This window comes from Parolsenella catena (assembly GCF_003966955.1).
Lineage (GTDB): Bacteria > Actinomycetota > Coriobacteriia > Coriobacteriales > Atopobiaceae > Parolsenella > Parolsenella catena.
On sequence record NZ_AP019367.1, the window covers coordinates 314,473 to 338,118 of the forward strand.

At 67.9% G+C, this 23,646-nt stretch carries 16 protein-coding genes; 10 read left to right on the forward strand and 6 right to left on the reverse strand.

All coding sequences use genetic code 11. From position 1 onward, the window contains the following. Nucleotides 1-23 precede the first annotated feature (23 nt). From Pcatena_RS01500 to Pcatena_RS01510, 3 genes are all read right to left on the reverse strand, one after another. A complete protein-coding gene (locus Pcatena_RS01500) occupies nucleotides 24-1,766 on the reverse strand; it encodes an acyl-CoA dehydratase activase (protein WP_126420991.1) in 1,743 nt (580 codons plus the stop codon). Continuing rightward, entirely contained in the window at nucleotides 1,767-3,128 is a 1,362-nt protein-coding gene (locus tag Pcatena_RS01505; RefSeq protein WP_172596337.1) for a 2-hydroxyacyl-CoA dehydratase subunit D, read from the reverse strand. It abuts the gene before it with no gap. A 152-nt stretch (nucleotides 3,129-3,280) separates the two neighbouring features. Next, a complete protein-coding gene (locus tag Pcatena_RS01510; RefSeq protein WP_126420996.1) occupies nucleotides 3,281-6,217 on the reverse strand; it encodes an insulinase family protein in 2,937 nt (978 codons plus the stop codon). Nucleotides 6,218-6,350: 133 nt separating this feature from the next. Here Pcatena_RS01510 and Pcatena_RS01515 point away from each other — a divergent pair, with 133 nt between their 5' ends. Next, a complete protein-coding gene (locus Pcatena_RS01515) occupies nucleotides 6,351-7,250 on the forward strand; it encodes a DMT family transporter (protein ID WP_172596338.1) in 900 nt (299 codons plus the stop codon). Between the two features lie 109 nt (nucleotides 7,251-7,359). Here Pcatena_RS01515 and Pcatena_RS01520 read toward each other — a convergent pair whose 3' ends face one another. Both Pcatena_RS01520 and Pcatena_RS01525 read right to left on the reverse strand, forming a co-directional pair. Next, nucleotides 7,360-8,394 (reverse strand): coiled-coil domain-containing protein, encoded by a 1,035-nt coding sequence (locus Pcatena_RS01520; RefSeq protein ID WP_126421000.1) that lies wholly within the window; start codon nucleotides 8,392-8,394, stop codon nucleotides 7,360-7,362. Nucleotides 8,395-8,664: 270 nt separating this feature from the next. Continuing rightward, nucleotides 8,665-9,114 carry a universal stress protein gene (locus tag Pcatena_RS01525; protein WP_126421002.1) on the reverse strand — a complete coding sequence of 150 codons (450 nt, stop codon included), beginning with the start codon at nucleotides 9,112-9,114 and terminating at the stop codon, nucleotides 8,665-8,667. A 219-nt stretch (nucleotides 9,115-9,333) separates the two neighbouring features. Between Pcatena_RS01525 and Pcatena_RS01530 the strand changes: the two genes are divergently transcribed. The 6 genes from Pcatena_RS01530 to Pcatena_RS01555 all read left to right on the forward strand — a co-directional run bounded on the left by Pcatena_RS01530 (nucleotide 9,334) and on the right by Pcatena_RS01555 (nucleotide 17,375). After that, nucleotides 9,334-10,263 (forward strand): undecaprenyl-diphosphate phosphatase, encoded by a 930-nt coding sequence (locus tag Pcatena_RS01530; RefSeq protein WP_126421004.1) that lies wholly within the window; start codon nucleotides 9,334-9,336, stop codon nucleotides 10,261-10,263. Nucleotides 10,264-10,384: 121 nt separating this feature from the next. Beyond that, nucleotides 10,385-10,948 carry a zinc ribbon domain-containing protein gene (locus tag Pcatena_RS01535; RefSeq protein ID WP_126421006.1) on the forward strand — a complete coding sequence of 188 codons (564 nt, stop codon included), beginning with the start codon at nucleotides 10,385-10,387 and terminating at the stop codon, nucleotides 10,946-10,948. 205 nt (nucleotides 10,949-11,153) lie between these two features. Beyond that, complete coding sequence (locus Pcatena_RS01540) at nucleotides 11,154-13,886, forward strand: ATP-dependent helicase (RefSeq protein ID WP_126421008.1); 2,733 nt, start codon at nucleotides 11,154-11,156, stop codon at nucleotides 13,884-13,886. Between the two features lie 4 nt (nucleotides 13,887-13,890). Continuing rightward, nucleotides 13,891-14,655, forward strand: coding sequence for a mechanosensitive ion channel family protein (locus tag Pcatena_RS01545; protein WP_126421010.1), 765 nt, complete (start codon nucleotides 13,891-13,893; stop codon nucleotides 14,653-14,655). Between the two features lie 126 nt (nucleotides 14,656-14,781). Then, nucleotides 14,782-16,449 (forward strand): flavodoxin family protein, encoded by a 1,668-nt coding sequence (locus Pcatena_RS01550; protein WP_126421012.1) that lies wholly within the window; start codon nucleotides 14,782-14,784, stop codon nucleotides 16,447-16,449. Between the two features lie 92 nt (nucleotides 16,450-16,541). Beyond that, entirely contained in the window at nucleotides 16,542-17,375 is an 834-nt protein-coding gene (locus tag Pcatena_RS01555; RefSeq protein ID WP_126421014.1) for a zinc ribbon domain-containing protein, read from the forward strand. A gap of 94 nt (nucleotides 17,376-17,469) precedes the next feature. On the opposite strand, the gene Pcatena_RS01560 is transcribed toward Pcatena_RS01555, so the two are convergent. Then, nucleotides 17,470-18,366 (reverse strand): zinc ribbon domain-containing protein, encoded by an 897-nt coding sequence (locus tag Pcatena_RS01560; RefSeq protein ID WP_126421016.1) that lies wholly within the window; start codon nucleotides 18,364-18,366, stop codon nucleotides 17,470-17,472. Nucleotides 18,367-18,551: 185 nt separating this feature from the next. Between Pcatena_RS01560 and Pcatena_RS01565 the strand changes: the two genes are divergently transcribed. From Pcatena_RS01565 to trmB, 3 genes are all read left to right on the forward strand, one after another. Next, the gene (locus Pcatena_RS01565) at nucleotides 18,552-19,574 is read left to right on the forward strand and encodes a LacI family DNA-binding transcriptional regulator (RefSeq protein ID WP_126421018.1); all 1,023 of its coding nucleotides are present in this window, start codon (nucleotides 18,552-18,554) and stop codon (nucleotides 19,572-19,574) included. 471 nt (nucleotides 19,575-20,045) lie between these two features. Beyond that, entirely contained in the window at nucleotides 20,046-22,556 is a 2,511-nt protein-coding gene (locus Pcatena_RS01570; RefSeq protein ID WP_126421020.1) for a phosphoketolase, read from the forward strand. A 239-nt stretch (nucleotides 22,557-22,795) separates the two neighbouring features. Next, nucleotides 22,796-23,635 (forward strand): tRNA (guanine(46)-N(7))-methyltransferase TrmB, encoded by an 840-nt coding sequence (gene trmB / locus Pcatena_RS01575; RefSeq protein ID WP_126421022.1) that lies wholly within the window; start codon nucleotides 22,796-22,798, stop codon nucleotides 23,633-23,635. Nucleotides 23,636-23,646 lie beyond the last annotated feature (11 nt).

Here is a 23,646-nt window from a genome sequence, read left to right on the forward strand (position 1 = left end):
AGGGCTCTGACCCCTTTGGGAAGCTAGCCCAGCGACTCCAGACCGAGCAGGGCCGCGCCGATGGCGCCGCAGAGCTGGGAGTCCTCGTGCGTGGTGACCGGAGCGCCGAGCACGTCCTCGAGCGCGCGCACGACGCCCACGTTCTGCGCCACGCCGCCGGTCATGAGGTAGGGCGGCTCGGCCTTCACGCGCTTGGCGAGCGAGGCGGTCTTGCCGGCGACGCTCATGTCGAGGCCGTGCACGATATCGGCGACGGGCGTGTCGTCGGCGACGAGCGACACGACCTCGCTCTCGGCGAACACGGTGCACATGCTCGAGATCTTCACGTCGTGCTTCCACTCGAGGCCCACGCGGCAGAACTCGTCAAGCGAAAGCTCCATGGCCCGCGCCGTGGCCTCGAGGAAGCGCCCCGTGCCGGCCGCGCACTTGTCGTTCATCACGAAGTTGGTGACGCCGCCCGCCTCGTCCAGGTGGATGACCTTGGAGTCCTGGCCGCCGATGTCGATGATGGTGCGCGCGCCGGGCGCGAGGAAGTGCGCGCCGCGGGCATGGCACGTGATCTCTGTGATGGTCGAGTCCATCCCGTCGATGGCGCCTCGCCCGTAGCCCGTGGCGACGCGCAGGGTGAGATCGGCGTCCGTGAGGCCCGCCTTGCCGAGGACCTCCTCAATGGCGCGCCGGGCGCCCGCGGAGGCCTTCGCGCCCGTGGGGACGATGACGCTCGCCACGATTGCGCCGTCGCCGTCCACGATGACGGCGTCGGTCGAGGTGGATCCCGAGTCCACGCCCAGCACGTAGACGGGGCCGTCCGCGTGCGCGTGGGCGTCGCCGCCCGTCTCGGCCATGCCGCGCAGCGTCTCGTCGAACGCCTTGAGGCGCGTGCTGAGCTGGCCCGCGCTCTGGCGCGTGCCGTCCGTCTCGATCTTGAGCATGGGAACCTCGCTCGTCCGTGAGGCCTCGAGGTACTCGAAGCCGTAGTAGTCGCAGAACTTCATGGTGTGGTAGATGACGCCGCGCTGCCCCGGTGCGTCGATGAGTGCGCCGCGTGCTGCCACGTCGTCCATGCGCATGCAGGGCGTCTGGTTGAGCAGGGCGTCGGCGTACCAGTCGAGGAAGCGGTCGAGGCCGCTGGCCTCGTTCTCGTCCCCGCAGGCGTGACAGTCGGGGCGCGGGGCCCGCGCAAGCGTGGACGGCGGGCTCGCCACCTGGCGAAAGCCCGTGCACGTGCCGTTCTCCACGTGCAGGGACAGCTCGTCTCGGCACGTGTCTACGAGCGACAGGGGAGCGTGGGCGCCCAAGAGGGTCACGCGCTCGTCGGTGCGCGGCACGGGAGGGTCAAAGCTCGCCAGCGCCGCATCGAGGCTGAACTCGCGCCCGCTCCACGCGCCGAACGCCTCGGCGAGACGCATGAGCTCGCCGCGGAACCTTGCGACCTCGCGCGGCCCGCGAAGGTGCGGCAGGTCGAGCATCCATAAGAAGTCGACGCTGCCCTCGCTGCGAACGATGTCGTAGACGCGGCGCATGACGTCGCAGCAGCTCGTGAGCACGAGGGCGTGCACGCTCGGATCCAGGGCGTGGGCGAGCAGCGACTTGCCGTAGCCACAGAGGTTGGGGTGCGCGAGCTCGTCGGCGCGGTCAAATGACTCGGCCTCGTGTGTGCAGGGCCAACAACCCGCGCCAAAGCCGGCGAGCAGCTCGGCGGGAACGTATTTGCACGGGTAGTGGACGGTGAGGCCCCTCTCGGGCCTCGTCTCGTTCTGGGTCATCTAGCGCATCTCCCCTCGGCGTGCCTCGAGCATCTCGAGGAAGGCGCCCATGCGCGTGGACGACTGCCCCTCGGTGTTGTTCGAACGCTGCACGCAATCTCCGTCGAGCACGAGCGTGGGGATGCCGGCCGCCTCGAGCTCGCGCTTCGCGAGCTGCGAGACGCCCATGGTCTCCTTGCAGCCCCAGTGGCAGAAGCACACGGCGCCGTCTGCCCCCGCGACCTCGGCGATGCGGCGCACGCGCTCGACGCGGCGTTCGCCGGGGCCGTTGAACACGTTCTTGATGAGGCGCTCGGCCATAGCCTCCCACGGCTCGTCGGCCGTATGCGCCCAAGCCGGCACGCTCTCGTCGCGGCGCCACACGCCGTCCTCGAGCCGCCACCCGTCGAGGCTCACCTGGTCGAAGCACATGTCGCTCACGGCGATCTGGGCGCGCTGGTTGCAGTCGACGAGCTGCTGCAGCGATGCCGAGAAGAACGGGGCGGTGTGCATCCAGACGAGCGACAGGCCCCGGTACTCCTCGGCGCCCGGAAGGTCTTTGAGCTGCTGGCGCGCCATGCCGAGCGTGTCTGGCGTGCCGAGCGCGATGTGGGCGTCGAGCGCCTGCTGCATCTCGAGGCCCATGTCGTTGTGCATGAAGCGGCGGCGCCTGAGCGGCAGGCTGCGGACGAGTGCCTCGAGCGTCTCCTGCGAGCGCGCCACGTGCTCGCTCAGGACGCGCTCGTCGAGCGTGCGGCCGTAGGTCTGCTCGAGCCCGCGCGCGAGCTCGCGCAGCTGGTCGGCCACGTAGGAGCAGGCGTCCTCGCTGTACTTGTAGGGGACGTCGATGTAGGCGTGGGGGCTGCCGAGCTTGTCGGCGAGCCACTTGAACGTGATGTTGTTGGCGTCGCATGCCACCGAGCAGTTCGCGATGAGGCGGGGCGGCTCGAGTGAGCCCGCCATCGCGTAGCCGATGAGGGCCTTGTGAAACGAGCAGTACGTCTCGGGCACGCCACCCTGCTCGGCGGCGCGGACGAAGCCCTCCTCGGCCCAGGCGCCGGTCGTGAACTCCGCGAGCGCCTCGGCGATGAGCGGACGCAGCCCAAGCGCGAGAAACAGTTCGTTGGGCATGAACATGCTGGTCAGCACCGCGCCTTGCGGGTGGTCGAGCGCCCCGGTGACGCTCTCTAGCGCGATGCGCGCCCCCATGCGCCCGCTGGGCAGCTGCCGGGCCTCCGGGAGGTGGCGCGTCTGGAAGCGCTTCGCGGCGAAGCCGGCGTGCAGCAGCCTGGCGGCGCGCCTGGGATGCTCGTCGACCATTCCCGTGACCGCCTTGCCAAAGCGGTCCACGACCCACGTTCCCATACTGGGCTTGTCTGCCATTCCGTGCCTCCTTGCCGTCTTGCGGCTCCACATACTATCGCCCGGTCTCCCTGTGGCGGGCGGGGAGGCCGGGCAATGAGAAAGTCTCCTTTATTTAGTGGCGCGCCGGAGGTGTCTGGTGGTCTGGCGCTCCCGGGCGTGGCGCCCTGCGCCTAGCCGCGGCTGGCGATGAGCTCGCAGACGTCGAGGTCAAGGCCGCTTGCCTCGATCTGCTCGCGGCCGCCGAACACGCACATGCCTCGGGCGTCACCGAGCTTGGCGAGCGGGCCCGCGAGCGCCCGCACGTCGTCGACCGTGGTCTGCAGCATCTCCGTGCGGATGCGGCGACGCCACTCGGGCGTGCGGCCGGAGAGGCGCGCGGCGTCGAGCCTGCGGCCGAGCGCGCGGGGCTTCACGGGCGCGTCCATGCCAGAGACGCCTGCCACGATGAAGCCCTCGAGCTCCTCGGGCGTGGGGTTCCAGCTGGCAATCCACGTGGCCGCGCGCTCGAAGCGCTCGACCGTGGGGTCCACGGCCGGGTCGCGGTAGGAGTAGAACTGCAGCAGCGAGTCTGCCGTGCAGCGGAAGCCGCAGCCGTAGGCGCCACCGAGTACGCGCACCTCGTTCCAGAGGTAGTCGTAGCTGAGCGCCTGGGCGGCCACGCGCCATGCGCCGCTGAGCGACGTCCCGGCCGGGATGCCCGCCATGCCCTCGCCCACATAGCAGACGTTCGAGGGAATGACGAACGCCTCGGCGCGCGCGCCCACCTCGGGCACGACGAGCGCGCCCGTGGCCCGCGGGGCATCCGAGAGGCCCAGGGTGCCGGCGGCGGCCCAGAACGCGTCGAGGTCCGCCCCGTCTCCCGTGAAGCTCATCTCGCAGTTGCCGCGCGAGAAGATGCGGCGGCGCAGGCCCTCGAGCTTGGCAACGAGGCCCTCGGCCTGTGCGTCGAAGTTGTCGAGAAGCTCGCACAGGAAGCGGTAGAAGTCCACCCCTCCCAGCTGCTCGGACACCTTTGAGCTCGCGAGGAACTGCGAGCTCACGCGGGAGAGGGCCGCGGCATGGCCGCCCTCGATGAAGGCCTGCTCCATCCCGACGCGACGCTGCTCGAGGATGTCGCGGATCCGGCGCGTGTCCGCGAGCCTCGTGGAGCCCCACACCTCGGCGGGAAGCTCGGCGAGCCAGCGGGCGTTCTCGGACAGCGAGCTTGCCCCCACGACGAACTTGGGGCGTGCGCTCAGTGGGTCGTCGTCGGTGCTGTAGACCTCCGTGAAGAACGACAGGCCGCCCAGCTTGGCCTCGCAAATGGTGTCGAGGTCGTAGGCGCTGTGGCGCTCGGTGTCGAGCTTGCCAAGCAGGTTGGCGAGCACGCTGACGTAGGGGAGCTCCTCATATGAGACGCCGCCAAGGTCAAAGTACCAGTAGGCGTAGTCGATCCTGTGGGCGTCGATGAGGTGGTGGTGGCAGGGGACGAGCGCCTCGACCGTGCGCGTCTCGGGGTCTGCTGGCCCCTCGCCGATGTCCGAGAGCGACAGGTGCGGAAGCGTCGCGAGCGACTCGGGGGAGTCCGGCGCGGCCTGCTCGGCGTGCAGCGCCTCGGCTTCGGCGGCGATCGATGCGAGCTCGTCGTCGGAGAGCTCGGCGCGCTTCTCGGCCAGTCGGCGCGTCTCGGCGGAGTCCTCGCTCGTGGTGGTGGGCACGACCTCCACGCAGCAGCGGTGGCCGTTGTGGCAGACGGCCTCGTCAAGCAGGCGCTCGAAGGAGCCCGTTGGCAGGCCCTCGCGGATGTGGACGAGCGCGTCCTCGTAGCGCAGGTAGCTTGTGGCGTCCTCGTCGCTGTACAGCCAGCCGCTCATGGCCTGGATGGCAAGGCCCACGCCGTCCGGGTAGCCAAAGTCGCCCTCGCGCAGGTTGAACTCGGCCTGGGCGATCGACGCCTCGAGGTTGTCGCGTCCGAGGCCCTCGTCCACGAGGCGGGCGCACGTGTCCTCGACGAGCTTCTCGAACTGCCTGGCCACGCCGGGCTTGGAACCCCTGAGCTCAAAGATGAGGCAGGGCTGCAGGATGCCGTCGTACAGGTAGCCCTGGACGTCGCTGCCCAGGCCGCTCTCGAGCACGGCGCGCTTGAGCGGGGCCTCGTTGGAGCCCACGAGCGCGTCGATGAGGATGTCTGCCGCAAGCACGCGCTCGCGCTGCCCGGCCGTGGCGAACACGTAGGCAACGCCCACGCAGGCGTTGTCCGGCGTCGTCTGCATGGGGACGCTCAAGAGGTCGCACGTGCGCGCGGGGCACATGGGAAGCCCGTTTGGCTCGCCGGCCTCGCCCTTGCGCGCACCGTCAAAGCGCGTGCCGAGAAACGCGAGCTTCTCCTCGATGTCGAGGTCTCCGTACAGGATGGTGTAGGAGTTGGAGAGCTGGTAGTGGCGCTCGTGGGTGCGCAGGAACTCCTCGTAGGTGAGCGTGGGGATGGCCTCGGGGTCCCCGCCGGAGACGAAGCCATAGGGGCTCTGCCCGAACAGCGAGCGCATCATGCCGTTGATGAGGATCTCCTCGGGCGTGGACAGGGCGCCCTTCATCTCGTTGTAGACGACGCCGTTGAGCGTGAGCGGGGCGTCTGCGTGGGAGGCGTCGACCTCGTAGTGCCAGCCCTCCTGCTCGAAGATGCGCTGGCGGCGATAGATTGCGGGGTGCAGCACGGCGTCGAGGTAGATGTCCATGAGGTTCTCGAGGTCGCGGTCGTTCGTGGACGCAACGGGGTACATCGTCTTGTCCGGGAACGTGAGGGCGTTGAGGAACGTCTGCATGGAGCTCTTGAGCAGATGGACGAACGGCTCCTTGACGGGGAAGCGGTCCGAGCCGCACAGGACGGAGTGCTCGAGGATGTGGAACACGCCCGTGTCGTTGGCGGGCGGCGTCTTGAACGAGATGGCGAACGCCTTGTTGCTGTCCGCGCAGGCGAGCCACATGACGCGCGCGCCCGTGGCGTCGTGGCGCATCACATAGGCGCAGCCGGAGATCTCTGGCAGGGGCTCGGCGCGCTCGACGGTGAAGCCCGCGTGGGTGGTGCCCGCCGCGAGCGTGGGGCTGGGGGTGGCGAAGTCTTGGCTCATGGTGCTACCTTTCTCATTGTTAGCAAGAGACTGTAGCACGCGCGCGGACGATAATCCCCGTGCGCGTGGGAGCGGCGCCCGCGTGCGTCGCGTGACACTCCGAGCCAGGTGGCCGGACGGACGGGATGGCCCAATGGCTAAGGCGAGCAAGACGACGCGCGGCGTGGTGCTGACGCTCATAGGCGGGACGTGCTGGGGCTTCTCGGGCACGTGCGCCAAGTTCCTCATGGATGGCTATGGGGTGGACCCCGTGTGGCTTGTGTGCGTGCGGCAGTTCTTTGCCTCGTGGCTGTTCCTGGCGCTGGCCGCGGCCGTGCCGGGGGACCGCAGGCGGCTGCGTGACCTTGTCCGTGAGCTTGGCCGCGGCTGGAGGACGCTGGCGCTCGTGGTCGTGACGGCCGCGTGCATGATGGTGAACTCGGTGTGCTACATCGTGACCGTGAAGGTCACGAACTCCGCGACGGCGACGGTCCTGCAGACGCTCGCGCTCGTCGTGCTCATGGTCTACAGCTGCGTGACCGCGCGGCGCGGGCCCAGGCGCCGCGAGCTCGCGGGTCTCGCGCTTGCGCTGGGCGGCACGTTCCTCATCGCGACGGGCGGCGACCCTGCGCACCTCGCGATGCCTGCGGCGGGCCTCGCGTGGGGCCTCGCGACATGCGTCACCTACGCGCTGTACAGTGCCGTGCCCGAGGGGCTGCTCAAGCGGTGGGGGAGCCCTGCCGTGAACGGCGTGACGATGCTCGTCTCGGGTACGGTATTGCTCGTGGCCACGCGCCCGTGGGAGGGTATGCCGGCGTTTGACGCGGCTGGCGTGGCCGGCGTCGTGGCGATCGTGGTCGTGGGAACGTTTCTGGCGTATGCGCTCTACATGCAGGGCGTCAAGGACCTGGGACCGCTGCGCGCGAGCATGCTTGGGACGTCGGAGCCCATCGCGGCCACCGTGTTCTCTGCACTGTGGCTGGGCACGGCCTTTGCGCCCACGGATCTCGCAGGCTTTGCCATGATCATCGCGATGGTCTATCTCACGGCGTAGCCGACTGTGACGAGAGTAAGACGAGAGCCCGCTCTTGCGCGTCCAAGGGCCTTGGAACGCGTAAAAGCGGGCTCATAACAGACGGTTTGGCGCCGCCGAGCCCGTCTGTCTACAGGAAGCGGTACTGGACGGCGCGCACGCCCCAGTCGCTGGCGCTCGAGCAGCCGAACGCCTTCCAGCAGCCGCCGGCAAGGTCGAGCACGCGGCCGTAGGCGGCAAACCCGCCCACGTCGTTCACGACGGCGGTGATGGTCTTGCCGCCGTAGCGAATCTGCACGGAGCGACCGAGCAGGTAGCGCTGGCTCAGCGGCACGGCGACGGACATGGAGTCGTCCGTGAGCTCGTCGCCGGAGGCCGTGGCGTTGCCACCCGTGTTGCTGTCGATGGAGTAGGCCGAGGCCATGCCGATCATCCACTCGCCGTCGCTCTTGACCTCGGAGCCGTCCGTGGCGCTGGGGTTGCTCGGGGTGCTTGCGGCGGGCGCGCCCGCCGCCGGGCTCGAGGCGGCCTGGCTGGAGCCAGAGGCGGCCTGAGACTGGGCCTGTGTCTGCGCCTGGGCCTGGGCCGCTGCCTCTGCGGCCGCCTGCGCGGCAATCTGGGCGTTGAGCTCGTCGAGTGCGGTCTGGGCCTCGGTCATGGAGGTCTGGGCCTGCTGCTGCTGGGCGCTTGCCTCGTCCTTGGCTGCCTGAAGCGTCTGCTGGGCGGCGGAGAGCTCGCCCTCCATCCGGTTGAGCTCGGCCAGCGCGTCGGTGTTGGAGCGCTGAACGGCGTTGAGGTACTGGTAGGTCGTGAAGAAGTCGGCGAAGCTGTCCGAGGAGAGCAGCAGGCTTACGAGCCCCGGGGTTCCCTGCTGCATCTTGTACAGCGAGCTCAGCGACTGCTCGGCGCGCTCGCGCTGCTCGGGGAGCTCGGCGTTGACCTCGTCGATCTTTGCCTGCGACTCGTCGATCTTTGCCTGGAGCTCGCTCACCTTGGCGCTGGCATCGCCGTAGGCCTGCGTTGCCGCGTCGACCCTGTTCTGGAGCTCGTCGGCCGTTGCGGCGTAGGCGCTGACGGGCGCGAGCGCGCTTGAGCACAGGAGTGCCGTTGCGAGGCCGGCCACGATCGTGGCGCGTGCCTTGGCGTGGGCGCTGCGAAGTCTCATTCGGTTCCTGTCGTCTGTCTGAGGACCACGCGTGCCTGCGGCCCCTTCCTGCCTGGGGCCTGGGCCCCGCCCGAGACGGGCACTTGACCCCTCCGCGGTAGACATGCGACGAGAATTATATCGCGCGTTGGCGTCTCTACACACATTTACCAGGTTGGTCTACGCTGTCTAGCTCGACAAATGGGGGAGGGCGCCGGATTGGCGCCCTCCCGTGCTACCGATATGCGTTTTATGCCCAGGATTGCGGACCCCGCTTTGGTCTGCGGGCCGCTACTTCACGACGAGAATGTCGCACGCGGTGTTGCGCAGCAGGAACGTGGAGATGGAACCAAGCAGCGCGTACTTGATGCTCGAGAGGCCGCGCGCGCCGCACAGGACGAGGTCCGGCTTCACGACGTCGAGCATCTCCTCCTTGAGCGTCTCGCGGATGCGACCGGTCTTGACCTGAACCTCTACCTTGGGAATGTCCGGGTTCTCCTTGGCCTTGGCCACGAGCCCGGCGATGGAGTCGCGGAAGGCCTTGTCGAGCCCGGGGATGAGGTCGGTGGGGTAGGAGCCGGACGTCTCTAGGATCGTCGAGTCGATGACGTGGCCAATGATGAGCTCGGCGTTGTTGTTGGCCGCCACGACGATGGCACGCTCGAGCACCTTGTCCTGCTGCTCGGTGCCGTCGAGGGAGACGAAGACCTTCTTGTAGCCCATGTCGTTGAGAGTTGCCATGATGAACCCCTTCTCTATGTGACCGGCGGCGTGGGCCCGGTCAGCCCGCGCGTCTTCTGTTGCTGGTATACCCAGCCTGGGAATGAGGGGAGTGGCTCACCGCCGGTTGGCGACATGCGTCGGTGGGCGGTCTGTGAAGCTGGCGGGTGCCCGCCTGCGCCGCGTCATAATGGGTCGCTGGAGAACTGGGGCGCCTCGCCCCGCGTCAGAAAGGCTCGCATGAACATCCTTGACCTCGTTAAGTCGGCGTTCCTCGGCCTCGTCGAGGGCGTCACGGAGTGGCTGCCCATCTCCTCGACGGGCCACATGATCCTTGTGGACGAGTTCGTGAAGATGGACGTGTCCGACGAGTTCTGGAACATGTTCCTCGTCGTCATCCAGCTCGGCGCCATCCTGTCGGTGTGCGTGCTGTACTTCCACCAGCTCAACCCCTTCAGCCCAAGCAAGGGCGGGCAGGGCCGCCGTGCCACGTGGAGCCTGTGGGGCAAGATCGTCGTGGGCTGCATCCCAGCCGCCGTCATAGGCCTTCCGCTCGACGACTTCATGGACGAGCACTTCCACAACGCCTACGTGGTCGCCGGCGCGCTCATCGTCTACGGCGTCGCCTTCATCGCCATCGAGAGCTGGCGCGCGGGCCGCCGCGCGGAGCTTGCGGCCGAGCGTCCGCGCGGGGCGCACTTTGCGCAAGACCTGGCCGAGAAGGATGCCAATGAGGACTTTGGCGCCATCGCGAGCATCGACGACATCAGCTACAAGACGGCGCTCGGCATCGGCTGCTTCCAGGTGCTGTCACTCGTGCCGGGCACGTCGCGCTCGGGCTCCACGATCATCGGCGGCCTTTTGCTGGGCTGCACGCGCGCCGTCGCGGCCGAGTTCACGTTCTTCCTCGCCATCCCCGTCATGTTCGGCGCGAGCCTGCTCAAGGTCGTGAAGTTCCTGCTCAAGGGTGCCGCGATGGGGGCAAACGAGTGGGGCATCATGGTCGTGGGGCTCGTCGTGGCCTTCGCGGTGTCGCTCGCCGCCATCCGCTGGCTCACGGGCTTCGTGCGCAGGCACGACTTCAAGGCGTTTGGCTGGTACCGGATCGCGCTGGGCATTGTCGTGCTCGCGTACTTCCTCGTCGTGGCGCCTGCGCTGGGCCTGGCGTAGGTCCCGCCGCCTCGACGCGTAGCCGAGGCGCCGCGGGGGAATTGCCGTCCCCTCTATTGGTCTACACTGGGCCTTGGCGGCAACGATGCCGCCCTGACGATGCAACCCAAGGAGGACGACCATGTTCTGTCCCAAGTGCGGAAACCAGATTCCAGACGGCTCGAAGTTCTGCCCCAAGTGCGGCTCCCAGCTCGGCCAGGCCCCGGCCCCTGCCGCGGCGCCCACGACGCAGCCCGCGGCCTCGCCCTACGTCGCGCCGGTGAGGGCCACGCCCGGCACCGACGTCCTCAAGATCGGCCGCATCGTGGCTGCCGCCGTGGCGATCATCGCGTTCTTCCTGCCGATCGTCTCGTTTGGCGCGTTTGGCATCAGCGCGTCGATGAGCCCGATGCAGATGGCCACGGGCACCCAGGTCATGGGCTTTGACATGGACGGCCAGGCCGAGAACTTCCTGTTCCTCGCCATCGGCGTGCTCGCGCTTGTCTTGGCGCTGCTGCCCGGTCGTGCGGGCGCCATTGGCGGCATCGTGTCCGGCGTGCTCACGATCGGCTTTCTGCTGCTGTGGCAGAGCCAGGCCATAGGAGACGCCGGCTCGTACGCCACGCTCGAGATTGGCTTCTACCTCTACATCCTCGCGGGCCTCGCGCTCGCGGCGCTGGGCATCGCCTCGCTCGTGAAGAAGTAGGGCTGGTCGCAGACTTTGTGCCGGGCGCGCGCCGGCCCCCTTGCGGGGCGTCGGCGTGCGCCCCTTTTCTGTTCGCCACGGTGGCGCGGACTTCTTGTCCGGGATGGCGGCTAGACTGGTAGGGCTCAGATTTGAGACCCGGCCTTTGGGCCCCGCATTGGTGACGAGGGGCGGCCGGGCCGCCACGGACACGGGAGACGCGCGCATGACGCAGGGAACGAACAGAAGGACCGCCGCAGACCTCACGCTGCCGATCTTTGCCACGCAGGGGGCGGCGGCTGGCGCCACGTCCGCACCGTCCGTGTCCGCGCGTCCCGCCTACGTGCCGCCCGTGGCCACGATCGATCTCTCGGGCCTCAACCCTGCCCAGCGAGAGGCCGCCGAGTGCACGCACGGGCCGCTTCTCGTGCTGGCCGGCGCCGGCTCGGGCAAGACGCGTGTGCTCACGTACCGCATCGCGCACATGATCGCCGACGAGGGCGTGCGCCCCTGGCAGGTGCTCGCCATCACGTTCACGAACAAGGCCGCGGCCGAGATGCGCGAGCGCCTGGGCGCGCTGCTGCCCGGCGGCACGCGCGGCATGTGGGTGTGCACGTTCCACGCCATGTGCGTGCGCATCCTTCGCGAGGACGCGGACAAGCTGGGCTTTCGTCCCAACTTCACCATCTATGACGATGACGACTCCAAGCGCCTCGTGAAGTCGATCATGAGCGACCTGGGGATAGAGCCCAAGCAGTTCCCCATCAACGGCATCCGCTCGCGCATCTCGAGTGCCAAGAACGCGCTCGTGCTGCCCGACGAGTTCGAGGGCCTCGCCAACACCCCGCCCCTCACGGCCGCCGCCCGCGTCTATCGCGAGCTGCAGGCTCGCCTCGAGCGCGCGAACGCCATGGACTTCGACGACCTGCTCATCAACGCCCACAGGCTTCTGAGGGACCACCCCGACGTGCTCGAGAAGTACCAGCGCCGCTTTATCCAGATCAGCGTGGACGAGTACCAGGACACCAACCACGTCCAGTACGAGATCACGAACATGCTCGCCGCCGCGCGCCGCAACCTCATGGTCGTGGGCGACGACGACCAGTCCATCTACAGCTGGCGAGGCGCCGACATCCAGAACATCCTCGACTTCGAGAAGGACTACCCGGACGCCAAGGTCGTGAAGCTCGAGGAGAACTACCGCTCCACGGGCCACATCCTGAACGCCGCGAACGCCGTGGTGGCCAACAACAGCCGTCGCAAGGCCAAGCGCCTGTACACGAGCCGCGGCGACGGCGAGCTCGTACAGGCCTACCAGGCAAGCGACGAGCGCGACGAGGGCCGCTGGATCGGCGCCCAGATCGAGAAGATCCACGAGGCGGGCACGAGCTACGACGACATGGCCGTCTTCTACCGCACGAACGCGCAGAGCCGCATCCTCGAGGACATGCTGCTGCGCGCCGGCGTGCCCTACAAGATTGTGGGCGGCACGCGCTTCTTCGACCGCGCGGAGATCCGCGACGTCATGGCCTACCTCAAGCTCGTCGTGAACCCGTCAGACGACGTGAGCGCCCTGCGCGTGGTCAACACCCCACGCCGCGGCATCGGCTCCACGAGCGTGACGAAGATCCAGAGCTACGCGCTCACGCACGGCATGCCCTTCCTCGCGGCGTGCCAGGCGTGCGTGGCCGAGGAGGGCCTGCTCACGGCCAAGGCCCGCAACGCCCTCGGCCAGTTCACGAGCGTCATCGAGCGCGCGCGCGCCAAGAGCGGCGAGCTCGCGCGCGTCGTGGAGTCCATCGTCGACGACGCCGGGCTCATCTCCGCCCTCGAGGCCGAGCACACCGTGGAGGCGGACGGCCGCATCGAGAACATCCGAGAGTTCCTCGGTGTCGCCCAGGAGTTCGACGAGACGCACGACGACGTGGCCGAGACGCTCGAGAGCCTCGCGCAGCTGCGCGAGGCCGGGGCGCTTGACGCCGCGCCCGGCGAGGTGGGCCTGCCGGCCGAGCTCGCCCAGCCCGTCGACCCCAACGTGACCGTGGCGGCCGAGAAGCTCCCGGCGTTCATGGAGTGGCTCGCCCTGCGCAGCGACCTCGACGCGCTCGCCGGCTCCACGAGCGCCGTGACGATGATGACGGTGCACTCCGCCAAGGGCCTGGAGTTCCCCGTCGTGTTCGTAGCGGGCATGGAGGAGGGGATCTTCCCGCACCAGGGACATGAGGACGACCCCGCCGGCGTCGAGGAGGAGCGCCGCCTGGCCTACGTCGCCATCACGCGAGCCGAGCGCCAGCTGTTCCTCACCTACGCCGCGACGCGCCGCACGTACGGCACCACGACGGCCAACCCGCCGAGTCGCTTCCTGCGCGAGATTCCCGACGATGACATCCAGCTCGTGGGCGTGGGCTCGGAGGGCTTCTCGGGCGTGGGCTGGGAGAAGCGAGGCGACCGCAGGGGCACGTACGGCAGCGGCACCCAGGCGTATGGCGGCGCCGTGTTTGGCTCGGCCACGCGCTCTGCCGGCGGCAACGCCCAGGAGCGCTTTGGCGGCGTGTCGTTCCGCGCCGGCTCCGCCGCATCGGGCCGTGGCGCCCGCTCGGGCTCTGGCGTCTCGTCTGGCCAGGGGCTTCCGCTCTCCGCGCTCAAGGGCTCGGGCTTCTCGGGCCCGCGCACGTTCGGCTCGGCGCCCGCCGCGGACGAGGGCCGCGTGATCGGGAGCGGTCGCGTGCGCCAGCGCGAGGCAGACCCGTTTGCGAGCAACCCCGCCGGCGGCATCCGTCGCGACGCCGCGAAGGCCCAGGAGGGCTTTGCGAAGGGAGACCACGTCTCCCACAAGACGTTTGGCCCCGGCGTGGTGCTGTCGGCGTCCGGAGACGTCATCGAGGTCAAGTTCACGCGCACGGGCAAGGTCAAGAAGCTCATGAAGGGCTTTGCCCCCATCGTGAAGGTCGAGGGGTAGCGCCGTGGACGACGTTCTCATCCTTGGGCTCACGCTGCCAGACTTTGTGCGCAGGGTCGCGTTTCTCGCGATCGCGCTGCTGCTGGCGGCGCTGGCCTCGCATGCGCTCTCCCGCGCCCTGCGCCGTGCCCTCGACGCCACGGACGTTCCCAGCGCGAGCATCTTCGTGAACATCGGCCGCGGCCTGGTGTGGGCCCTTGCGGTCCTCTCGGTGCTGCAGCCGGTGTTTGGCATCGAGCCCACGGCGTTCGTCGCGGCGCTGGGCGTCACGTCCCTGGCGCTGTCGCTTGGCCTGCAGGACACCATCTCCAACCTCATCGGCGGCCTCAGCCTCATGGTGGGGCGCGTCGTGAAGCCGGGCGACCTCGTGGACGTGGCGGGCTTCGTGGGCGAGGTCACCGACGTCAGCTGGCGTGCCACCACCGTGCGCAACCGCCTGGGAGACGAGCAGGTCATTCCCAACTCCGTGCTCAACAAGACGGCGCTCGAGCACCTCACCCTGGAGACGGAGTCCCTATGCGAGGTGAGCCTCGTGGTTGCGCATGGCGCGGACCTGGCTGTGGTGGAGGGAGAGATCCTGGACGCTGCGCGCGAGATGCGCGAGTTGCTCAACCCTGACATCCCACCCCGCGTGTTCTTCTCGGGCACGGACGTGTATGGGGTGCAGTGCTCGGTGAGCCTGCGCCTGGCGCCGGGAGCGCTTCCCGCCTCCACGCGCAACACGCTCGTGAGGCGCCTTGCGGGCCGCCCCTGGCTTGCCCGCGTGTAGGTCCTTGGCGTTCGGCTGCGTATGGCCGGCCACCCCTGGTCGGGTGCGGGGCCCTTGCGCCCGGCCAGGGATGGCATGGTCTGCGATACTGTGGCCAGCTGACACACGCTGGCGAAGGGACGTGCGATGAGGACCCTGCTGATCAACGCGAGCCCGCGCGGCTCCCGCAGCAACTCGCTCAAGCTGGCCGAGGCGTTCGTGCGCGGCCTGGGCGAGGTTGAGCTCGAGCGCGTGGACCTGTGCGACCTGCGCATTGAGCCATGTCGCGGCTGCTTCGCCTGCTGGAAGGCCACGCCGGGTACCTGCTGCATCCGTGACGACATGGCACGCGTCATCGAGCTCGAGCGCGCCGCCGACCTCGTGGTGCTGAGCTTTCCGCTCTACTACTTCAACGTGCCCGGTCCGCTCAAGACCATGATTGACCGTCAGCTTCCCACGAGCCTGCCCTTCATGGCAGACGACTCCGCTGCCACGGGTAGCGGCGCCCATCCGCTGCGCTACCCCGAGATGGCACGCACGCGCTATGTGGCCATCTCCACCTGCGGCTTCTACACTGCCGAGAACAACTACGACGCCGTGGCCCGCGCACTTGACCACTGGCCGGGTGCCGGCGTCTGGGACGCCATCTTCTGCGGCCAGGGCGAGCTGTTCTCCGTTCCCGAGCTCTCCTCGCGCACCGATGCCTATCTCGCCCTTGTGGAGCGGGCCGGCGCCGAGTATGCCGCGGGTGGCATCTCCGAGGGCGTGCGCGCCGCGCTTGCCGAGCCGCTCTTTGTGCGCGAGACGTTCGAGCGCATGGCGGACGCGAGCTGGGGCGTGGACGAGCGTGGCGAGTGTGAGGACGAGGCCGTCTCCTTCACGCGGCAGATGGCAGCCCTCTATGATCCCTCGACCTGGGATGGGCACGATCGCGTGCTCGAGATGCGCTATCGCGACCGGGGTGTCCGCTGCCAGGTCGTGCTCGGCCGCGAGGGGAGCCGTGTGCTCACCGAGGGGTTCGTTGAGCCCACGACCATCGTTGACACGCCCTGGGACGTGTGGTGCGCCATCGCGCGGGGCGAGATGCGCGGCGACGAGGCCCTTGGCAGGCGGCTCTATACGGTTGAGGGAGACTTCGGCCTCATGATGAGCTGGGATAGCGTGTTCGGCGCGGCGGGGGTGGGAGGCGCGGATGCGGCTGATGCGCCAGTGGGCGAAGCTGCGCCCGCACCTGGGTCCGGCGCTGGCCTCAGACCGCCCTCGATGGCGACGATGCTCGTTGCCTGGATCGTGCTGTGGGTGGCCGTGGGCGTGGACGCAGCCGTGGGCCCTGTCGTGTCACTCGCCGTGTGCGCGCTGCTGCCGCTTGCGATGGCGCGCCACGAGCTGTGTCTCTATGACCGAATCTCGCTGGGCGTGGTGGGGGCGCTCTCGGTGGCCATGGTCGTGTCGGGCGCCACCGGCCTGCTCTATGTTGCGAGCTATGCGGCCTTTGGCCTGCTGTGGCTGGGATCTGTGCCCACGCGCGAGCCGTTGTGCGCGGCCTACGTCAAGTATGGTTACGGTGGCGAAGACGCCCTCGCGAATCCCATCTTCATGCGGGCGAACCGCATCCTGGCCGCGGCATGGGGCGTGCTGTACCTGCTCATCGCGTTGTGGACGGCGCTGCTTGGCGACGCGTTCGCAGGATGGGTGCTTCCCGTTGCCAACAATGTGGCCACGGCGCTCATGGGCGCGCTCACCGTCTGGTTCGAGCACCGCTACCCGGCGTGGGTCGCCTCGGGCAAGGGCCTGCGCGCGCTGTTTTGGGGCTAGGGCGTGGCTGGCGCGCCGATTGGGGCGGAGTCTGTGTCCGTTGCTTGCGCTACCATGTGTTTTATCGCATCAAGCTCGCTTAGGAGGAACTCATGGGTTTTCTCGACAGTCTTCAGTCCTCGGTGAACCGTGGCATGGCGGCTACCGGCCGCGCAACTTCCACAATGAAGCTCAAGGCCCAGATGAGCGAGGCGCTCAAGCGTAGGCAGGCGCTTGCCGCCCAGTTGGGTGCCAGCCTGTATGACGTCACGAAGGACGACGCCAACCTGCGCGCCGGCCGCGAGGCGCTCTATGACGGCATCGCCGCGTGCGACGCCGAGCGCGCCCAGTGCCAGGCGGAGATCGAGCGCCTCGAGGCGGAGTCTGCCGCTGCCACGGCCGCGAACTCCTACTATGTGTGTCCCTTCTGCGGCTCTCATGTCGTGACGACCGACCTGTTCTGCAGCGGCTGCGGCAAGCCCATGGCAGAGATCACGGCGGCGCTTTCCGCCCAGCAGCAGGCTCCTGCTGCCCCGGTGGCCCCCGTGTCTGGCGCCGCCGCCTGCCCCCAGTGCGGTGCTCCCGTCAACGCGGGGGACGTCTTCTGCATGAGCTGCGGATACAACCTCGCCGCAGCGCCCGCTCCCGCGGCGGTTGCCGCGTCCGACCCCGAGCCTGCCGTGACTCCCGTGCCCGAGCCTGTCGATGAGGTCGCTTCCCCTGAGGCGGCTCCCGTGCCCGAGCCGCTTGATGCCGTGGCGTCCGAGCCGGTTGTCGAGGCCGAAGCCATCGAGACGGTCGTCGCGCCTGCTCCTGCGTCCGTGACGGAGCCCGCTCCCGAGCCCATCCCGGCCGCGGCGCCCGCCGCGAACGTGTGTCCCAACTGCGGCACACCCTGCGAGCCCGGCGATGCCTTCTGCATGGGCTGTGGCGCCCGCCTCTCGTAGGCGCCTCTCGCATACGTCGCAACCAAGAAGCCGCCCGCCTGTCGCGTGACAGACGGGCGGCTCTTCGTTGCGGGCGACGTGCCTTGGCGGCGGGCTACTTGCCGTCGGTGAACGTCAGGTTGTACGTGTCGTCGTTGAACTCGACGTCGTAGGAGCCGTTCGACCCGCTTGAGGTGAGCGGGTGCTTCCAGCCGGAGCCGGCCGGGTCATAGGCGCTGTTCGTGGGGTCTGCCACCGCGACGTCGGACTCCTTGCCCCACTCGCTGGCGAACTCGTAGTAGCCGGTGCCGTCTTCGTCGAGCTCAAGCGTCGTGCTGCGGACGTAGAGCGGGTACTCGTCGTCATCGGTGTCGGTGGCGCTCACGACGACGCTCCAGCGGCCGAAGGGCTTTGTCGCACTGGCGCCCTTGGGCACGATGATGGTCATAACCTTGTCCGTGACGCTGCTGGCGGAGAAGCTAGACCCGCCCCAGCTGCCCCAGCTGACGTCCTTGACGTCATAGAAGACCTGGTCGCCCTCCTCGCGCGTGCCGGCGATGGTGCCGGTGACCACGTCGTCCTGGTCGTAGACGGTCACGGTCTTGCCGTCGGTCTTGATGCCGAACTCGTGGTCGTAGTTGGCGGAGACGCCGTCGAGCATCATGGTGCCCGTCCACGGGCCGCGGTTGAGCATGGGCATCACGACGAAGCCCACGACGGCGAGAACGGCGAGAACCGCCACGACGCCACCGATGACGAGCGGCGCCTTGCTCTTCTTGGCGGAGGCAGCGGGCTGCTGGTAGGCCGTCTGCTGGAAGGGCTGCTGGGGTGCGCCCTGCGGAGGAACCGGCGCGCCGGCGGGGGCAACGGGCGTGGCCTGGGGCACCGTGGCCTGGGGCGGCACGGGGCCTGCGGGCTGTGCGGTGGGCTGAGGGCTGGCGAGCTCGGCGCCGCAGTTGATGCAGAACTTGGCGCCGTCGGCATTCTTCGTGCCGCACTTCCTACAAAACATGGCTCCTCCTTGGTCGTTTCTGCGCTGCGTTTCAGCTGGCTCAAAGCATAGAGCACGCGCTGACGCCGCAGTTGCGCAACGCTTACGATTCCGGTGAACGTCGCCGTGGGGCGTTGTCGCCAAGCCGCGTTGCCGCCCTCCTCGGGTTACGATGTCTGCGCAGGGAGACGAGAGGGGAGGACGCCGTGGCGAAGGTCACGCTCAAGGACATCGCGCGCGAGGTGGGGCTCTCCGTCACCTCCGTGTCGCTCGTGCTCAACAACCGGCCGTGCAAGGTCTCCGAGACAAGCCGCCGCAAGATCCTCGAGGTGGCCAGACGCAAGGGCTATGTCCCCAACCAGATCGCGCGAAGCCTCGTCATGCAGCACACGGACACGATCGGCCTCATCATCCCCAACATCGAGAGCCGCTTCTTTGCCTCGCTTGCCAAGAACATCGAGCTCAAGTGCCGCGAGCGCGGCTATGCCCTCATCATCACGAACTCAGACGACAGTCCTGAGAACGATTCGAAGCTCGTGCGTCTGCTTGTGAACCGCGGTGTCGACGGGCTGCTCATCGTCGTCTCGGACGAGTTTGCCACAGACGAGCGGCTCGTCTCGGACCTCTCGCAGCTCCCCACCCCCTACGTCATGGTCGACCGCTTCATCGAGGGACTGCCCTGCGACAAGGTGCGCTTTAACAACGAGCTGGGCGGCTACCTCGCCACGCGCCACCTCATCGAGCGGGGCCACGAGCGCATCGCCTGCATCGTGAACCCGCGCTCGAACACGGGCCGCGAGCGCCTCGACGGCTATGCCCGCGCGCTGGGCGAGCAGGGCATCGCCGTGCGTGCGGACTACGTGCTGGGGAGCGACTACTACATCGCGAGCGCCTACGAGGCGGCGGCGCGCCTTATCGAGACGGACGCCACGGCGGTCTTCGCGAGCTCGGACAACATCGCCCTCGGCCTGCTCAAGCGCCTCTATGCCCATGACCTGAGGGTCCCGCGTGACTACTCGGTGGTGAGCTACGACAACTCGGCGGCGGACGTGCTGTTCGAGCCGGCGCTCACCTCGATCGAGCAGAACGTGCCCGAGCTCTCCCAGGCAGCCCTCGACCTGCTGTTCCGTCGCATCGCCGAGTCCGAGGCCGGCGAGCTTGGTGGGCCGGACGAGGTCGTGCTCGACCCAAAGCTCGTGCTCAAGGACAGCGTGAGGCGCCTGGACTAGCCGATGTGGCGAAAAAGGGGAGTCCGTTACATCAAACCATCGACAATTCGGCACCTGAAATGCGTTTTGACGAGCAGGCATACCTCTTTCGCCTGAGAAATCGCAGGAAAAGAGATGCATGACTATGTGCTTGAGCGTGTCATCCCCAATCGGGCGTCGAATTATAGGCAGTTGGCCGTCTCGTTCGCTTGCGCAAGACGGCTGCGTGCCCGCCTGCACTGTGTTTCGGTTACGTTTCGTTACGACGCAGTACCGTTCACGGCTAAAAAGCTACCGATCGCGGAGTTAAACGGTTAGGCGAATTGTAAGCATCTTGCGTTCACGTGTGGGTAAAACGATTTACCTCTCTATACTCCGTCCCGGTCAGTCAAAAAGGGTGCGAGCCAAACCCCCAAGAGAAGGCTCGCGCTGGATGCCCGCAAGGGCATAACGACGCGCGGCTGAGATGCCGCGCAGGAAGAGGAGAGGCACATGGCACATCCCGTCATCGGCACCCCCTGGCAGAAGCTTGACGGCCCTGTCTCCGAGCAGGAGCTCGAGGGCGTCGAGAAGTACTGGCGCGCGGCGAACTACCTGTCCGTCGGCCAGATCTACCTGCGCTCCAACCCCCTCATGCGCTCCGACTGGACCGATGAGAAGACCGGCGAGACCCGCGACTTCGGCCGTCCCGACGTCAAGCACCGTCTCGTTGGCCACTGGGGCACCACGCCGGGCGTGAACTTCCTGTTCGGTCACGTCAACCGCCTCATCGCCGACCACCAGCAGAACGCCGTGTTCCTGATGGGCCCCGGTCACGGTGGCCCCGCCGGCACCGCGCAGTCCCTGCTCGACGGCACCTACTATGACATCCGTCCGGACATCACCAACGACGAGGCTGGCCTCCAGAAGTTCTTCCGCCAGTTCTCCTACCCCGGTGGCATCCCCTCCCACTACGCCCCCGAGACCCCCGGCTCCATCCACGAGGGCGGCGAGCTCGGCTACACGCTGTCCCACGCCTACGGCGCCGTCATGGACAACCCCAGCCTGCTCGCTGTCGCCGTCGTGGGCGACGGTGAGTCCGAGACGGGCCCGCTCGCCACGTCCTGGCAGTCCAACAAGCTCGTGAACCCCAAGACCGACGGCATCGTGCTGCCGATCCTGCACCTCAACGGCTACAAGATCGCCAACCCCACGATCCTCTCCCGCATCTCCGACGACGAGCTCACCGAGTTCTTCGAGGGCATGGGCTATGACCCGCACTTCTTCGTTGCCGGCTTCGACAACGAGTCCCACGCCTCCATCCACGCTCGCTTCGCCGCGCTGCTCGAGGAGGTCTTCGACGACATCTGCGACATCAAGGCCGCTGCCGAGGCTGGCGACGAGACCCGCCCCGTCTACCCGATGATCGTCTTCCGCACCCCCAAGGGCTGGACGTGCCCCAAGCACATCGACGGCAAGAAGACCGAGGGCTCCTGGCGTGCCCACCAGGTGCCGCTGGCTTCCGCCAAGGACACCCACGAGCACTTCCGTGTGCTTCGCGGCTGGCTCAAGTCCTACAAGCCCGAGGAGCTCTTCGACGAGAAGGGTGCCATCCGTCCCGAGGTGACCGCCTTCATGCCGCAGGGCGACCTGCGCATCGGCGCCAACCCCAACGCCAACGGTGGCCTCGTGCGTGAGGACCTCGTCCTGCCCGACATCCACGCCCACGAGGTGCCGGTTGCCGAGAAGGGCCACGGCTGGGGCGCCACCGAGGCCGCCCGCGTCTTCGGTGCCTACACCGCCGACGTCCTCCACAACAACATGGAGAACTTCCGCATCTTTGGCCCGGACGAGACCGCTTCCAACCGTCTCCAGGACGCCTACAAGTACACCGTCAAGCAGTGGGAGGGCGGCTTCTACGCCGACGCTGACAACGACGAGCTCCTCGCCCCGCAGGGCAAGGTCGTCGAGCAGCTCTCCGAGCACCAGTGCGAGGGCTTCCTCGAGGCCTACGTGCTCACCGGCCGTCACGGCGTGTGGAGCTCCTACGAGTCCTTCATCCACGTCGTCGACTCGATGATCAACCAGCACTGCAAGTGGCTCGAGGCCACCGTCCGTGAGATCCCCTGGCGCAAGCCCATCGCCGGCCTCAACATCCTGCTCTCCAGCCACGTCTGGCGTCAGGACCACAACGGCTTCTCCCACCAGGACCCGGGCTTCGTGGACCTGCTGCTCAACAAGGCCAACGACACGCACGTCGTCAACGCCTACTACCCCTGCGACGCCAACATGGCCCTCGCCGTGGCCGAGCGCTGCTACCAGTCCACGAACTGCGTGAACGCCATCTTCTGCGGCAAGCAGCCCGCCCCGACCTTCCTGACGGTCGACGAGGCCAAGGCCGAGCTCGAGAAGGGCGTGGCCGAGTGGAAGTGGGCCAGCTCCGCCGAGTCCCTCGAGGATGCCGACATCGTGCTCGGCACCTGCGGTGACGTGCCTGCGCTCGAGGCCCTCGCTGCCCTCGACATGCTCAAGGGCGAGGGCGTCAAGGCCAAGTTCGTCAACGTCGTTGACCTGCTGAAGATCCAGAACGCCTCCGAGAACGACCAGGCCATCTCCGACGAGGAGTTCGCCGAGCTCTTCGGCAACGGCGAGAAGCCCGTCCTCTTCGCCTTCCACGCCTACGCCGGCACCATCCGTCGCCTCGTCTGGGATCGTCCGGGCCACGACGCCTGGAACGTCCACGGCTACGAGGAGAAGGGCTCCACGACCACGCCGTTCGACATGCTCCGTCTCAACAACATGGACCGCTGGGCCCTTGCCGCCGACGCTCTGCGCATGATCGATGCCGAGAAGTTTGCCGCCAAGATCGAGGAGTGGGAGAACTTCCGCGAGGAGGCCTTCCAGTTCGCCGTGGACGAGGGCTACGATCACCCCGCCTTCACCAGCTGGGTGTGGCCCGACGCCGCCGCCGCTTCCGAGGGCGAGCTCTCCGCTACCCAGATGACCGCCGGCGACAACGAGTAGTTCCGCTCGGTCGCGAGCGTGACTCGCTAGCGTATCTCTCGGGGCCGGCTGCGCCGCTGCGATGCGGCTGGCCCCAACTCATAAGGCAACGCGCCCGTAGGCTCAGGGGGGAGCCTGCGGGCGCGTCCTTTTTTGGTGACCCGAAAGGCTGGTCATCTTGTACGTGCCCATGGCTGCTATGGTCTACTGGGCCGCAGCGTTTGAGCTCGGCTCCTATTCCCTTCAAGACAAGGACGCCCATGCCGCACGGACTGCACATTCGCCTGCCCAAGAACTTCGTGCTCGAGGAGCGCCTCGAGCGCTATGCGGGCGCCATCGAGCCCAACCCCTACGCGTGGTGCGGCATGTGGGCCTGGGCGTGCGCTCCGGTGGGCGCGCCGGCCTTTCGCGAGGTTCGCCTCGACCTGGGCTGCGGGCGAGGGTCGTTTACCGTTGAGATGGCACGCCGCGAGCCGGATGTGCTGTTCATCGGCATGGACGCAGAGCCCATCTGCATTGCCTACGCGGCTCAGGCGGGCTGCGAGAGCGGCCTTCCCAACGTTTTGTTCGTGCCAGGAACGGCCATGCGCATCAAGGAGATGTTCGCTCCTGGCGAGCTCGCATGCATTTACCTCAACTTTCCCACGCCGTTCCCGCGCAAGAAGGACTCGCACAAGCGCCTCGTGAACTTTGAGCGGCTCATGGACTACCGAGTCGTGTTGGCGCCCGACGGCGAGGTTCGCCTGCGCACGGACAGTCAGCCTCTGTTCGACTTTGCGCTCACGCAGGTGCCCATCGCGGGCTACGAGCTTGGCTGGAGCAGCCGAGACGCGCGCGCCGAGCGTCCGGACGAGCCTACGAGCGAGTACGAGGTCAAGCTTGGCGGGCGTGGCGCTCGCGTGTGCGCCTATGTGGCCACACCCGGCCCTGCGCCCGTAAATCCCACGCAGACGGCCGAGGTGAGCCTGGCGGCCTATATCCCGCAAGACCTTGCGAGCTTTGACGGTTACGCGCCGCACGGCATGGAGGCTACGATCCAGAACCTGCGCAACCGCGCCGCCAAGAAGAACGGTGACTGGGCCGACGGCATCACGCTCTGACGCGATAGCGC

Bases quoted from the DNA above. Each gene is read 5' to 3' on its own strand.
- Pcatena_RS01530 (WP_126421004.1), top strand. From the start codon at position 9,334: ATGAACATCCTTGACCTCGTTAAGTCGGCGTTCCTCGGCCTCGTCGAG.
- Pcatena_RS01540 (WP_126421008.1), top strand. From the start codon at position 11,154: ATGACGCAGGGAACGAACAGAAGGACCGCCGCAGACCTCACGCTGCCG.
- Pcatena_RS01510 (WP_126420996.1), bottom strand. From the start codon at position 6,217: ATGAGCCAAGACTTCGCCACCCCCAGCCCCACGCTCGCGGCGGGCACC.
- Pcatena_RS01560 (WP_126421016.1), bottom strand. From the start codon at position 18,366: ATGTTTTGTAGGAAGTGCGGCACGAAGAATGCCGACGGCGCCAAGTTC.
- Pcatena_RS01500 (WP_126420991.1), bottom strand. From the start codon at position 1,766: ATGACCCAGAACGAGACGAGGCCCGAGAGGGGCCTCACCGTCCACTAC.
- Pcatena_RS01570 (WP_126421020.1), top strand. From the start codon at position 20,046: ATGGCACATCCCGTCATCGGCACCCCCTGGCAGAAGCTTGACGGCCCT.
- Pcatena_RS01535 (WP_126421006.1), top strand. From the start codon at position 10,385: ATGTTCTGTCCCAAGTGCGGAAACCAGATTCCAGACGGCTCGAAGTTC.
- Pcatena_RS01520 (WP_126421000.1), bottom strand. From the start codon at position 8,394: ATGAGACTTCGCAGCGCCCACGCCAAGGCACGCGCCACGATCGTGGCC.
- Pcatena_RS01555 (WP_126421014.1), top strand. From the start codon at position 16,542: ATGGGTTTTCTCGACAGTCTTCAGTCCTCGGTGAACCGTGGCATGGCG.
- Pcatena_RS01515 (WP_172596338.1), top strand. From the start codon at position 6,351: ATGGCTAAGGCGAGCAAGACGACGCGCGGCGTGGTGCTGACGCTCATA.
- Pcatena_RS01505 (WP_172596337.1), bottom strand. From the start codon at position 3,128: ATGGCAGACAAGCCCAGTATGGGAACGTGGGTCGTGGACCGCTTTGGC.
- trmB (WP_126421022.1), top strand. From the start codon at position 22,796: ATGCCGCACGGACTGCACATTCGCCTGCCCAAGAACTTCGTGCTCGAG.
- Pcatena_RS01525 (WP_126421002.1), bottom strand. From the start codon at position 9,114: ATGGCAACTCTCAACGACATGGGCTACAAGAAGGTCTTCGTCTCCCTC.
- Pcatena_RS01550 (WP_126421012.1), top strand. From the start codon at position 14,782: ATGAGGACCCTGCTGATCAACGCGAGCCCGCGCGGCTCCCGCAGCAAC.